General features: G+C 70.7%; 9 protein-coding genes. 3 read left to right on the top strand and 6 right to left on the bottom strand.

All coding sequences use genetic code 11. From position 1 onward, the window contains the following. Window positions 1-120: 120 nt before the first annotated feature. The 3 genes from ACFWY5_RS09050 to ACFWY5_RS09040 all read right to left on the bottom strand — a co-directional run bounded on the left by ACFWY5_RS09050 (window position 121) and on the right by ACFWY5_RS09040 (window position 4,095). Complete coding sequence (locus ACFWY5_RS09050; protein WP_379610004.1) at window positions 121-1,476, bottom strand: LPXTG cell wall anchor domain-containing protein; 1,356 nt, start codon at window positions 1,474-1,476, stop codon at window positions 121-123. Between the two features lie 113 nt (window positions 1,477-1,589). Continuing rightward, a complete protein-coding gene (locus ACFWY5_RS09045) occupies window positions 1,590-3,338 on the bottom strand; it encodes an acetyl/propionyl/methylcrotonyl-CoA carboxylase subunit alpha (RefSeq protein ID WP_379630991.1) in 1,749 nt (582 codons plus the stop codon). 37 nt (window positions 3,339-3,375) lie between these two features. Then, complete coding sequence (locus ACFWY5_RS09040) at window positions 3,376-4,095, bottom strand: SDR family NAD(P)-dependent oxidoreductase (RefSeq protein WP_379630990.1); 720 nt, start codon at window positions 4,093-4,095, stop codon at window positions 3,376-3,378. 129 nt (window positions 4,096-4,224) lie between these two features. Here ACFWY5_RS09040 and ACFWY5_RS09035 point away from each other — a divergent pair, with 129 nt between their 5' ends. The 3 genes from ACFWY5_RS09035 (at window position 4,225) to ACFWY5_RS09025 (ending at window position 7,906) form a co-directional block, all read left to right on the top strand. Further along, window positions 4,225-4,497 (top strand): WXG100 family type VII secretion target, encoded by a 273-nt coding sequence (locus ACFWY5_RS09035; protein ID WP_184957858.1) that lies wholly within the window; start codon window positions 4,225-4,227, stop codon window positions 4,495-4,497. A 101-nt stretch (window positions 4,498-4,598) separates the two neighbouring features. Further along, window positions 4,599-5,735: a S8 family serine peptidase gene (locus ACFWY5_RS09030; RefSeq protein ID WP_379630989.1), complete on the top strand. Its 1,137-nt coding sequence runs from the start codon at window positions 4,599-4,601 to the stop codon at window positions 5,733-5,735. A gap of 116 nt (window positions 5,736-5,851) precedes the next feature. Next, complete coding sequence (locus tag ACFWY5_RS09025; protein WP_379630988.1) at window positions 5,852-7,906, top strand: serine/threonine protein kinase; 2,055 nt, start codon at window positions 5,852-5,854, stop codon at window positions 7,904-7,906. Window positions 7,907-7,951: 45 nt separating this feature from the next. On the opposite strand, the gene ACFWY5_RS09020 is transcribed toward ACFWY5_RS09025, so the two are convergent. From ACFWY5_RS09020 to eccCa, 3 genes are read right to left on the bottom strand one after another with little or no spacing between them, the layout of a single operon-like run. After that, entirely contained in the window at window positions 7,952-9,037 is a 1,086-nt protein-coding gene (locus ACFWY5_RS09020; protein WP_379609999.1) for a transglycosylase SLT domain-containing protein, read from the bottom strand. After that, window positions 9,034-9,369 (bottom strand): hypothetical protein, encoded by a 336-nt coding sequence (locus ACFWY5_RS09015; protein ID WP_379630987.1) that lies wholly within the window; start codon window positions 9,367-9,369, stop codon window positions 9,034-9,036. Before ACFWY5_RS09015 ends, ACFWY5_RS09020 begins: the two co-directional genes overlap by 4 nt. A 3-nt stretch (window positions 9,370-9,372) precedes the next feature. Next, window positions 9,373-13,380, bottom strand: a complete 4,008-nt coding sequence (gene eccCa / locus ACFWY5_RS09010) for a type VII secretion protein EccCa (RefSeq protein ID WP_379609997.1) — start codon at window positions 13,378-13,380, stop codon at window positions 9,373-9,375. Window positions 13,381-13,479 lie beyond the last annotated feature (99 nt).

Genomic DNA, 13,479 nt, shown 5'->3' with positions numbered 1-13,479 from the left:
GCGGGTCGGCGGGTGGCGTGGGGGCGGCTTGCCGTAACGGCTGAAAGGCCCGAACGGAAAGAAAGAACAGCGGGCGCGCCCTCCGAAGAGGACGCGCCCGCAGATGAATCAGAAGACGATCTACCAGTCGCCGCCGCCGAAGTCGCCGCCGCCGAAGTCGCCCCAGCCGCCGCCGCTGTCGCCGCCGCCGAAGTCGCTTCCGCCGCCGCCGAAGTCACCGCCGGCGCCCGCGTCGGAGTAGCCGGCGCCGTAGCCGCCCATTCCCCAGCCGCCCATCATGCTGCCCATCATCGTGCCGATGAACATGCCGGTCATGATGTCGCCGAAGCCGCCGTAGTAGCCGTAGGCGTACGGCTGGTAGGCCGGGCCCGCGTCGTAGTACGGGCGGCGCTGGCCGTCGACCATGACCTCGCGCATCTGCGGGTCGAAGCCGCGCTCGACCGCCTCGGCGTCCTGCGCGCAGGCCGGCACTTCGCGCACAGCGCCGTTGGGCGGGGCCCAGCTGACGTCGCGGACGGACGGGCCGTGCTGCGGGTTGAAGAAGCAGGGCGCGCGGCGCTCGGGCACCGGCTGGTTGTTGACCTTGGCCTTGACGACGGCCAGCGAGTAGCGGCCGTCCTCCAGCGTCTGGGTGACCTCGCGGATCTGGTCGGACCGCTCGATCGTGGCCAGCTGGGTCTTGGCCTTCTCGTAGGAGTCGAGCGCGTGCTGCCACTCGTCGATGTGCTGGCCGCCCTCACCCGCGAGGGTGACGTCGGTGTCGAGCGAGGTGATCTCCTCACCGAACTTGGTGACGTCCTCGTCGACGGTCGTCTTGACCATCGCGAGTTCCTTGGCCTGCTTCTCGGCGAGCTTCTTCTTCTTGTTCTTGGAGTAGAGGAAGTAGCCGCCGCCACCCACCAGGGCGATGGCGCCGAGACCGATCAGCGCGCCGGTGCCGCTGCCGCCACTGCTGGGCGAGCCGGACGACAGCGCGGACTTGCTCTTGCCCTCGGCCAGCAGGTTGATCCGGTTGACGAACTCGTTCATGCCTGCGGCGATGTCGGAGTTGTTGCGCGTCGACAGGTTCGCGATCTGACCGGTCCTGCCGCTGCCGAAGTTCGAGCCGGCGAACAGGGTCTTGCCGTCGAGGACGGCGACGGTCACGCGGGCGTTGTTCTTCGCCGCGGCCGTCGCGTTGCCCAGGGTGGTCAGGTAGGTCTTCACGTCGGTGACCGAGCCATCGGGCAGCGCCGCGACGTAGATGTCGCTCTTGGAGTCCTTCAAGGCGGACCGGATCTCCGACTGCTGGTCGGACGTCAACGCGGAGCCGTTCTCCACGTAGAGCGGATCCTTCTTGTCCTTCCAATGGGACAGGACGGTCTGGGCGTCAGGCGGCGCCGCGGCGTGTGCAGCGGGGGACAGCGCGAATACAGCGAGTAGACCGGCGATCAGAGCCGCGGTCGCGGCCCCCGCTCGGCGCAGCGAGTGGGTCATGGGCAGCTAGCCTCCTTCGCCCTTCAGGACGAACGGGCGGTCGGGAAAGTTCCTCATCTCGCACGTTACCCGTCCGGAGGGCATCGGATGGTGGTTGGGCGGGCTTGGAGTCCTCAGGCGTCCTTGATCTCGCAGATGGTCGCGCCCGACGTGACCGTCTGCCCGACGGCCGCGGCCAGGCCGGTGATGACGCCCGCCTTGTGCGCGGTGAGCGGCTGCTCCATCTTCATGGCCTCCAGCACGACCACCGTGTCGCCCTCCGCCACCGTGTCGCCGTCACCGGCCACGACCTTGACGATCGTGCCCTGCATCGGGCTGACGAGCGCGTCGCCGCCGGCCGCCGCCTTCTTGGCGGCGCCCGCGCCGCGCTTGGGGGCCTTGGTGTTCGCCGAGGGCGTACTGCCGGCAGCACCGAGACCGGCGGGCAGGACCACCTCCAGGCGCTTGCCCCCCACCTCGACGGTCACCGTCTCCCGGGCGGGGGCTTCACCGTCGGCGATCTCCCCCGAATAGGGCGGGATCGTGTTGTCGAACTCGGTCTCGATCCACCGGGTGTGGACGGCGAACGGCTCGGCGGTGAAGGCCGGATCCTCGACCACGGCCCGGTGGAAGGGCAGCACGGTCGGCATGCCGTCGATCTCGAACTCCGCCAGCGCCCGGCGCGAGCGCTCCAGCGCCTCGGTACGGCCGCGCCCCGTCACGATCAGCTTGGCCAGCAGCGAGTCGAACGTCTGGGGCACCGTCATCCCCGCCTCGTACCCGGAGTCGAGCCGCACACCGGGCCCCGACGGCGCCCGCAGGACGGTCAGCGTCCCGGGAGCGGGCAGGAAGTTGCGCCCGGCGTCCTCGGCGTTGATGCGGAACTCGAAGGAGTGCCCGCGCAGCGCCGGGTCGTCGTAGCCCAGTTCCTCGCCGTCGGCCACGCGGAACATCTCGCGCACCAGGTCGATGCCGGAGACCTCCTCGGTGACCGGGTGCTCGACCTGGAGCCGGGTGTTGACCTCCAGGAAGGAGATCGTGCCGTCCTGGCCGACGAGGAACTCGCAGGTGCCCGCGCCCACGTAACCGGCTTCACGCAGGATGGCCTTGGAGCTGGTGTAGAGGGTCTCGACCTGCTCGGGGGACAGGAACGGGGCGGGCGCCTCCTCCACGAGCTTCTGGTGGCGGCGCTGGAGCGAGCAGTCGCGGGTGCTGACCACGACCACGTTGCCGTGGGTGTCGGCCAGGCACTGGGTCTCGACGTGGCGCGGGCGGTCGAGGTAGCGCTCGACGAAGCACTCGCCCCGCCCGAACGCGGCCACGGCCTCGCGCACCGCCGACTCGTAGAGGTCGGGGACCTCCTCCAGGGTGCGGGCCACCTTGATGCCGCGACCGCCGCCGCCGTACGCGGCCTTGATGGCGATCGGCAGGCCGTGCTGTCCGGCGAACGCCACGACCTCCTCGACCCCGGAGACCGGGTCCTTGGTGCCGGCGACCAGCGGCGCGCCCACCTTGGCGGCGATGTGCCTGGCCCGCACCTTGTCGCCCAGTGCCGCGATGGCGGCGGGCGGCGGGCCGATCCAGGTCAGCCCGGCGTCGATGACGGCCTGGGCGAAGGCGGCGTTCTCGGACAGGAAGCCGTAGCCGGGGTGGACGGCGTCGGCTCCGGACTCGGCGGCGATCCGCAGCAGCTTGGCGATGTCGAGGTAGGTCTCGGCCGGCGACCGGCCGCCGAGCGCGTAGGCCTCGTCGGCGGTCTTGACGTGAAGGGCGTCGAGGTCCTGCTCGGCGTAGACGGCGACGCTGGCGATGCCCGCGTCCTTGCACGCGCGGGCCACCCGTACGGCGATCTCGCCCCGGTTGGCGATGAGAACCTTGTGCACCGGTGTCTTTTCCTTCCTCGACAAGCTGGAACGGAGTTTATCTACCGAGGTAAGCCCCTCCGTTGACGTGGACCACCTGCCCCGTCAGATGTCTCGCACCGGGCGAGGCCAGAAAGAGTACGGTCTCGGCCACGTCGGCCGGTGTGGCGGGTCGCCCGTTGCGCGTGTTGTTGACCCTGGCCCTGATGCCGTCCTCGGTCAGGCGGCCCCGGAAGAACTCGGTGTCGACGACCAGGCCGGGGGAGACGACGTTGGCGGTGACGCCGCGTGGGCCGAGTTCGGCGGCCAGGTCGGCGGTCCACGACTCGACGGCCGCCTTCGCCGCGCCGTACGAGCCGGAGCCGGTGCCGCGGGCGGCGATGGAGCCGATCGAGATGATCCGCCCGCCCTTGGCGAAGCGCGGCAGCAGCGCGGTCGTGACCAGGACGGCGGACAGCAGGTTGGCGTTGAGGTTGGCCCACCAGGCCGCGGCCACGTCCTGGAGTTCGCCGGACGGCTGACGGTCGAGGTTGGTGTTGCCGCCCGCGTTGTTGACGAGCACGTCCACGTGCCCGGGAAGGCGTGGTGCGGCGTCCCTGACCGCCTCGGGCGCGGCGGCGTCGAAGGCCACGTGCGCGGCGCCGAGCCGCTGGGCCGCTTCCTTCAGTACGTGCTCGCGGCGTCCGGTGATCGTGACGCGGTCACCGAGCGCGATGAACGCGGCGGCGATCGCGTACCCGATGCCGGTGCCGCCGCCGGTGACGACAACCTCGCGCATGGGGACGAAGCTCCTCCTGGTCAGAACAATCCTCTGGAAGACCATAACCGCTCGGCATAACTGGGGGCGATGGGCCCCTCTGATGCCTATGGTGAGGGCGCTCTCTCGTCGCGACAGCAGGAGGCAACCATGAGTCAGGGTCTGCTCGGTGGCAACCCCGCGGAAATGCAGCAGATGGCGACCCAGTTCACGCAGCAGTCGGAGACGGTGCGGGCCACGATGGCGGCGCTGGACCGTGAGGCTGCCAAGGTGGGCACGGCCTGGACGGGTCCGGGCGCCGACCGCTTCAACGGTGCCTGGCAGACCTACCGGGCCTCCTTCCAGCGGATGGCCGAGGAACTCCAGGAAGCGGCCCGGGTGATCAACACTTACCGGGGCAACATCGAGTCCGCCACGCGCTGACCCGCCACGGCTCCGCGGTCCCGGGCCGCGGAGCCGTACCCCGAGGCCTTCTCAAAGCCGGACGGGGTCCGTCAAAACCTGACCGGATAGGGTAAACGGCCATGATGGGTCGCGCCTTTCTGGTCAGCCTGGTCGCGCTGCAGTTCCTCGCCGCGCCCGCCGCGGCCCAGGCCGCGCGCGACGACTGTGACCCGGAGAAGGGCAACTTCCAGCCCGGCGTCTCGTGGGCGCAGCAGCGCATGGACGTGCGCCGGGTGTGGCCGCTGACCCGGGGCGACGGCGTCAAGGTGGCCGTCATCGACAGCGGCGTCGACCTGACCCACCCGCAGATCCCCGTGTCGGGAAAGGCGGACCTGACCGGCAAGGGCTACCGCGACTGCGTGGGCCACGGCACCGCCGTCGCCGGCATCATCGCCGCCCGCGACATGAAGGGCGTCGCCTTCCACGGCATGGCGCCGAACGTGAACCTGATGTCGTTCAAGCAGTCGCACGACGGCAAGGGCGAGCTCAGCCTGCTGGTGCGGGGCATCAAGGCCGCCGCCGACCTCGGCGCCGAAGTGATCAACATCTCGATCCAGGCCGAGCACCACCCCGCGCTGAAGGCCGCCGTCGACTACGCGCTGGCCAAGGACGCGGTGATCGTCGCCGCGGCGGGCAACATCAGGAAAGAGGACCGCACGGAGAGCGCCGCCTACCCCGCGGCGTACGAGGGCGTGCTCGCCGTCGGCGCCGCCGGCAGGCAGGGCGTGCGCTCCGACTTCTCCAACTCCAAGACGCCGGTGGCCGTGCTTGGCCCCGGCCAGGAGATCACCGCGACCTGGCCCGGCAAGTCCTACCAGGCCGATCTCAACGGCACGAGCTTCGCCGTGCCGTACGTGACGGGCGTGGTCGCGCTGGTGCGCGCGCGTTTCCCCCACCTCAACCAGGACCAGGTACGGCGCCGCGTCATCGCCACCGCGGAGGGCTCCACCGGCAAGGGCACCGGCGCCGGCATGGTCAACCCGATGCTGGCGGTGACGATGGTCCTGCCGTACGAGCCGGTCAACGCCCCGGTGGTGGCCCCGCCGCCGCCCGCGCCGATGGGCAGGGACGCGGTGGCCAAGGCGCCGCCGGTGGATCACGACGCGATCGCCAAGGCCGGGATCATCGCGGGGGTCGCCACGCTCCTGGCGATCCTGGTGATCACCGCCCGGGTCTTCATGCCCATGAGCCGGAGGCGGGCTCGCGGTCCGGTTTAGTGTCACTACGGCGTCTTGACAGTGAAATGTCGGATCGTAACCGAAACTACTGATGCATATGGGGCTTTTTTGGTTCAATGTGTCTCGATCATGACTACTCATGAAAGAGACGGCCAATGACGCCTTTGCGGCCGGAGGATCCCCCGCAGATCGGCGAGTACACCCTCATCGGTTTCCTGGGTGAGGGTCCTCGCGGGGCCATGTATCTGGGCCGGGCAGAGGACGACGCCCCCATCAGGGCGATCAAGCTGCTGCCGCCCGAGCCCGAGGTCACACCGGAGGCTCTCGCTCGATTCACCGTGGCCAGGCGGGTCTCGAGCTCCTATATCGCGCGCATGCTCGACTCCGGCTGGCACGAGGACCGGCCGTACCTGGTCCGTGAGCACGTCGAAGGCCGCAGCCTGGCCGAGACCGTGGCCGAGGACGGCCCGCTGGCCGAGGACGCGCTCGAACGGCTCGCGCTCGGCATGCTCACCGCCCTGTCGGCCGTGCACCTGGCGGGCATCGCGCACCGCAGCCTGACCCCGCACAACGTCATCATGGGCGCCGACGGCCCAAGGGTCACCGACGTGGGTCTCGGCGACCCCGTCGGCGAGGTCGGCTACCAGGCGCCCGAGCAGATCAACGGCCTGCAGTACGGTCCGTACGCGGACGTCTTCGCCTGGGGCGCGGTCGTGGCCTTCGCCGGCAGCGGCGAGCCGCCGTTCGGCCAGGACGGGCAGGCCGTGCTCAACGCCGAGCCGCACCTGCCCTTCGACGCCCAGCCGCTGCATCGTGTCGTGCGGGCCGCGCTGGCCAAGGGCGTGCACCAGCGCCCGACCACGTACACCGCGCTGCTGCAACTGCTCGGCGACACCGGTCCGGCCAGCGGGATGATCCCGCCGCCGGCCGTCCGCCCGGACGCCGAGACCATGGTCCAGCAGGAGCAGCCCGTTCAGGGGGTGCCGGTGCAGCCGGGGCCGATGGCTCCGCCGGCGCCGCCGCCGCAGCAGCAGGGGCCCTCGTGGGGGCCGCCGCAGATCCCGAACCAGCAGCAGCCGCCGATCAGGATGGAGCCGCTGGCCGGCGCCGCCGTTGGCGCCGAGCGCCCGCGCAAGCGCTTCCCGCTCGCCCTCGTGGCCGGACTCGGCGTCATCGCGCTGCTGTCCGGCGTCGGGCTGTGGGGCGCCGGCCGGTACGCGGAGATCCAGCCGGTCGCGCAGTCGGCGGCCAGCGGCAACAACGTGGTGAAGATCCCGTCGGTCGCCGGCGAGTCGGGCACCGGGACCGGGGGCGTGCCCTCGGCCGGTGTTCCCGCGGACGGCCAGGGCCAGCCCGAACAGCCGCAGCCCACCGTCACGGTCCCGTGGGCGGTCACCTCTCCGCCGCTCGACGACGACGGCGTGGGCCCGCTGGTGCTGCCGACCGAGTGGCCGTCGGCCAGTGGTACGCCGTCGGTGCCCGAGCTCACCTCGCCGCCGACGCCGACCAGCGCGCCCTCGGTGCCCGCCGTTACCACGCAACCCACGGCGCAGCAGCCCACGGCGCAGCCGACGACGGAGAAGCCGCGCAAGGGCTCGGGCAAGCCGTCGCCGACGGCCACGGTGACCAAGACCGTGGAGCCGACCGACAAGCCCACCCCGACGCCCACGCAGAAGCCGACCGAGGAGCCCAAGCCGACTCCGACTCCGACGCCGACCACCGAGGAGCCGAAGCCCACCCCGACGCCGAAGCCCACGCAGAAGCCGACGGAAGAGCCCAAGCCGACGCCGACGCAGAAGCCCACTCCGACGCCGAAGCCCGAGCCGGAGAAGCCCAAGCCGACGCCCACGCAGAAGCCCGACCCGCCGAAGCCCGAGCCGGAGAAGCCGAACCCGCACACGCCGACCGCGGCCTGCGGCGGCGGATTCTCCGTCCAGCGCAGCCAGTCGTTCGCCGGCGGCGTCACCTACCAGCTGTACAACAACAGCACGGGTGAGAACTGCGTGGTCACGATGAAGACCGTCAACGTCGGCAAGGCCAGTCCGGTCAGCGCCACCCTGGAGGTTCAGGGCGGCGGGTCGAAGACCGACAGCGGCAACTTCGAGTACTACGCGGGTCCGGTGAAGCTGCCGGCCAAGGGCAAGTGCGTGCGGTTCTCCGGGAGCGCGGGCTCCGGGAGCACCAGCGCGGGCTGGGCCAACTGCGGATAGCGGACATGTAAGCGCCCCCCGGGAGGAACCGGGGGGCGCTTTCCTTTAGTAGCCGCTGTATCCGGCGCCGGTCTTCATGCCGACCACGCCGGGCACGTTCGAGACCGATCCGTACCTGTCGACCGCGTAGCGGACCCCGGCGATGATGTTGTCCACCGGGTGGTAGATGTTCCTGTGGTCCGGCAGCGCGTAGGAGTTGAACGTCGGGTCGATCGTCTGCATCAGTCCCTTGGAGGGGTGGCCGGCGGCGGCGTTGGAGTCCCACAGGTTGATGGCGTGCGGGTTGCCGCCCGACTCGTGCTGGATGATCATCCAGATGTCGTTGGGGTTCATCTTCCCGATCGGCACGCCGTTGGCCTCAAGGATCTTCATGGCCTGCTCGATCCACTCCTTGACCTTGCCGGTCGGCGCCGGGCCGCCGCCCGCGGGGGGCGGTGGGCCGCTGGGGCCGTAGCCGCCGACGTTCCGTCCGCCGCCGCCGCCGTCGGGGCCGCCCGCGCCGCCGCCGTTCTTGCCGTAGCCCTCGGTGGGCTCCCAGACGATCGTGCGGCCCTTGGCGGGCGTGAACTCCTCCTTGGCGACCTCGGGGATGGCGGCGAAGGTGAGCGGCCGACCGTCCAGGAAGCCGCGGATCGCCTTCTTCGCGGCGCTCACGTCCTTCTCCGCCTTGTCGACGTGGACCTTGGCGTCGATCTCCGCCTGGTCGATCAGCGGCTTCGTGCCCGCGTCGCAGCCCGCCTCGGTGGCGTCCTTGTTGTTGGCGAAGTAGGTCGTGTGGTGGTTCGTCATGTCGGTGATCAACTTGGTGGCGATGCCGTCCACGCCCGACTTGGCGGAGCGCAGCGAGGACGCCGCCGTGTCGAGGGACGACGCGGCGTTCGACAGCAGCAGGTAGAGGCCCTCGCCGGCCTTGCCGTACTTGCGCATGTACTCCACGAACGCGTCGGCGGAGCGGCCGTACCAGGCCTCGTCCACCACGTTGACGGCGCGGCCCAGGGAGCCCACGTAGTCGTCGGTCTCGTCCGAGATGCCCCGCCACGACTTGGCGATGGCGTCGAGTGCCGCGGGGTCGCCGGTGACCTTGCGCTGGAGCGCGGCGATCCTCTCCGGTACGGCCGGCGTCGCGCTCATGACGTCGCCTTGTGCGCGTCCTTGATGTTCTGCTCCACCGCGCTGAGCCCGATCTCCACGTCGTGGAGCTTCCTCTTGGCCTGGTCACCCTCGTTGATCAGCGTCGACCAGACCTCGTCCACGATCTTGACCAGGGCGGCGGAGTCCGTCAGGTGCCCGGCCGCCTCCGCCGGGGTCGCCTTGCGCCGGATCTCGACCTTGCCCTCCTTGTCGTAGGTGGGCTCCTTGCCGTCGTTGTTCTCCAGCCGGACGTCACCGTACTGGTTCTTGGCCTTGTAGATGGCAGTACGGCACTGGTCGAGTGCCTTGTAGTGGATCTCGAGGTTCGCCATTTCCTACTCTTCGGTCTCCGGTGGGCTGAGGAAGGCGGTCTGGATGAGGCGCGTGCCGAACTTCCTGTCGACGAGGGTGCCGCGTCCGGGAGGCAGCGGCTGCGCCCGTACGTTGTTGAACAGGTAGCCCTCGTCCTTGCTGCCCGACATGATGAGCGCGGGGCTGGCCATGTCCTTCATCCGCTGGATGACGGGGTCGAACATCGCCCGGCCCGCGCCGCCCATCTGCCGCGAGATGATCATGTGCAGGCCGATGTCGCGGGCCTGCGGAAGCAGGTCCACCAGCCCCAGCAGCGGGTTGGACGAGGTGGCCACCAGGTCGTAGTCGTCGACGAAGATGTACAGGTCGGAGCCCGCCCACCAACTGCGCGAGCGGAGCTGGTCGGGGGTCAGGTCGGCCGGGGGCAGGCGGCTGAGCAGCGCGCCCTTGGCGTCGTTGATGATCTCGGTGGCGGCCGCGCTGGAGGCGGCGTAGCCGATGCGGTGGTCGCCGACGGCCGCGTCGAGCAGCGCCCGGCGGTAGTCGATCATGATCATCATGGCCTGGGCGGTCGTCTGCCTGGCGACCAGGCTCTCGGCCACGAGCCGCAGCAGGTTCGACTTCCCGCTCTCGTTGTCGCCCAGCACGATGAAGTGCGGGTCGTTGTCGAAGTCCAGCAGCGCGGGCTGGAGCGTCGCCTCGTCGATGCCGATCGGGATCTGGTGCGGCGCCGCCTGGTCGGGGCCCGGCAGCGTCGCGACGGGCAGGACGGCGGGCAGCAGGCGTACCACCGGGGCCTGGGGGCCCTTCCAGGCGTCGCGTACGGCCTGCACGAGACCGCGGACCCCGTTGGCGAGGTCGTCGGGGTTCTGCACGCCGTCGATGCGCGGCAGCGCCGACAGGAAGTGGAACCCGTCCTTGGTGAGGCCGCGGCCCGGGACGCCCTCGGGCACCGCCAGCGCCTTCTTCCTGTTGACCTCGGACTCGTAGGAGTCGCCGAGCCTGAGCTCGATCCTGGTGCCGAACAGGTCGCGGATGCTGGGGCGGAACTCCGACCACTTGTTGGTCGAGGCGATGACGTGGATGCCGTAACCGAGCCCGCGCGCGGCCAGGTCGGTGATGGTCGGCTCCAGGCCCTCGAAGTCCTGGCGCAGCGTGAGCCAGCCGTCCACGAGCAGGAAGACGTCGCCCCAGCCGTCGCCCTCGATCGTGCCCTCCGCCCGCATCCGGCGGTAGGCGGTGATCGACTCGATGCCCTGTTCGGCGAAGCCGCGCTCGCGCTGCTCCAGGATGGTGGAGATCTCGGCGACTGTGCGGCGTACGCGGTCGCCGTCCAGTCGGGTGGCGACGCCGCCCACGTGCGGCAGGCCCTCCAGGGAGGCCAGTGAGCCGCCGCCGAAGTCCAGGCAGTAGAACTGCACCTCGCGGGGCGTGTGCGTGAGCGCCATGCCCGCCACCAGCGTGCGCAGGGTCGTGCTCTTGCCGCTCTGGGTGCCGCCGGCCAGGCCGACGTGGCCGCCGCCGCCGGAGAGGTCCAGCCAGAGCGGGTCCCGGCGCTGCTCGAAGGGTTTGTCGATGATGCCGACGACGGCGTGCAGCTTGCCCCTGCCCGGCCAGTCGGCGGTGGACAGGCCGAACTCGGGGGTGACCGTCAGCGGCGGCAGCAGGTGCGCCAGCGTGGCCGGTTCCGCGAGCGGCGGCAGCCAGATGCGGTGCGCCACCGGGCCGTGCTCCGACAGGCGGTCGACGACGACGTCCAGGAGGCTGTTCTGGCCGCCGCCGGCGGGTTCCTCCTGCTGGTCCTCCTCGTCCGGTTCCGGCGCGGGGGGCTCGTCCTCCTCCGGGAGGGGGACGAAGGCGGTGCCGTACTCGAAGATCTGGTGGGAGGGCGCGCGGCCGTCGGGGGTGACGGCGCCGGAGGGGTCGGCGACGTAGGCGCCGGAGACGTAGGCGGCCTTGAAGCGGGTCATGCCGGTCGTGTCGAACTTCAGGTAGCCGTTGCCGGGCGCGGACGGCAGCTCGTACGCGTCGGCCACGCCCAGGACCACCCGGCTCTCCATCGCCGAGAAGGTTCGCAGGCCGATCCGGTAGGACAGGTGGGTGTCCAGGCCGCGCAGCCGTCCCTCTTCCAGGCGCTGCGAGGCCAGCAGCAGGTGCACGCCGAGCGAGCGGCCCAGGCGGCCGATCATGACGAACAGGTCGATGAACTCCGGCTTGGCCGACAGCAGCTCGCTGAACTCGTCCAGCACCACGAACAGCGTGGGCATCGGCCGCAGGTCGGCGCCCTGCTCGCGGGCGCGCTCGTAGTCGCGTAGCGAGGCGTAGTTGCCCGCCGAGCGCAGCAGCTCCTGGCGGCGCACCATCTCGCCGTGCAGCGCGTCGTGCATACGGTCGACCAGCGGCAGCTCGTCCTCAAGGTTGGTGATGACCGCGGAGACGTGCTTGAGGGTCTCCAGGCCGAGGAAGGTCGCGCCGCCCTTGAAGTCGACGAGGACGAAGTTGAGGATCTCCGAGGAGTGTGTGATGGCGAGGCCGAGCACCAGCGTGCGCAGCAGCTCCGACTTGCCGGAGCCGGTCGCGCCGATGACCAGGCCGTGCGGGCCCATGCCGCCCTGCGCGGACTCCTTGATGTCCAGCTCGACCACACGGCCGTCGGCGCCGAGCCCGATCGGCACCCGCAGCCGGTTGCGGCCCGCGCGCGGCTGCCAGGTCACGGCGGGGTGCAGCCTGCTGGGGTCGCCGACGCCGAGCAGGTCGGTCAGCGAGGTGTTGACCCCCAGGATGTCCTGGGCCTCGCCGCCGCCGGACACGGCCGAGGCGCGCAGCGGCGCGAGCTGGCGGGCCAGGCCCTCGGCCCGCAGGAAGTCGAGCGCGTCGGGGTCGCCGAGCCGCGTGGTGGAACGCTTGCCCGCGTGGTCGATCTTCACCATGTGGAACCCGTCCGCCTGCACGTCCAGCCGGAGCATGCTGCGCTCCTCGACCACGCCCGTGGACTCCGACAGGTCGATCACGGTGACGCCCTGGATGGCGTCGGTGCCGAGCTGGGAGTCGTGCGGCACGGTCCCGCCGTCCACGATCACGACGTGGTACGGCAGCGCGTCCGCTGGACTCCCGGCCCGGAACCTGGCCCGCTCTTTGAGCTCGTCGCCCACCATCTGGTCGAGTTCGCCCATGTTGTCGGTGATGAGCCTGACCTGGCCGGCCCCGTCGCGCGCCTCCGGGTGGAGGGCGTGGGGCATCCACTTCACCCACTCCCAGTGCGGCATCCACTCCTGACCGGCGCAGACCATGATCCGCATGTCGTCGGGGGAGTGGAAGACGGCAAGCTGCGCGATGATCGCCCTGACCAGCTCGCGGACGGCCACCGGGTCGCCGCTGAGGTGGATGCGGGCGAAGGAGTTGAGCGCGACGGCCACCGGCAACTGCGAGACCGTGGAGTGGGCGCGGACGAACCTGCGCAGCGCGCCGGCCGACAGCGCGTCGAGGTCCTCGACGGGCTTGGAGTCCGGCGGGACGAGCTGCACGGCCAGCTTCTGGACGCCGGTGCCGAGCCGTACCGTGCCGAAGTCGTCGTCGCGCGGGCGACGTTCCCACAGGCGCGGGCCCATGGCCACCCACCACAGCGAGTCGGGCGAGGGGCCGCTCCATTCGAGCGCCTCGCGCTGCTGGACGGCGGCCTTGCGGACCTTGCGGCGGATCTGGGCCAGGTAGCGGAAGTAGTCGCGGCGCAGGCCGTTGAGGCGATTCTTGCGCTCGCCGGCGTTGCGGCCCATCTGGCCGATGGACATGCCGAGCATCGAGACGGCGAACAGGCCGCTGGCGACGTACATGAGCGGGCTGGAGTTGCCGCCCGCGGTGAACATCAGGCCCATCGCCGCGCCCCCGGCGAGCATCGGCACCCAGGTGAGCATGCCCATCAGCCCTGCGGGCTGCACCTCGGGGATCTCGGGGGGCGATTCCAGCAGAATCTCCCCTCGGGGAGGTTGCGGGCTGGGTCGGCGTTCCGGGCGCCGGACTACAACGATGCTCACTGGTGGTGAAACCTCCTGTCGCAGATCACCTTCATACCAGATGCAATGTCCCGATATGTTCGGCCTGTCCCTTGGAGGAGGAACGGTCGTGACTTCGCT

This window comes from Nonomuraea sp. NPDC059007 (genome assembly GCF_042740555.1).
In the GTDB taxonomy this organism is placed as follows: domain Bacteria; phylum Actinomycetota; class Actinomycetes; order Streptosporangiales; family Streptosporangiaceae; genus Nonomuraea.
This window is presented reverse-complemented; position numbering and strand designations above follow the sequence as displayed.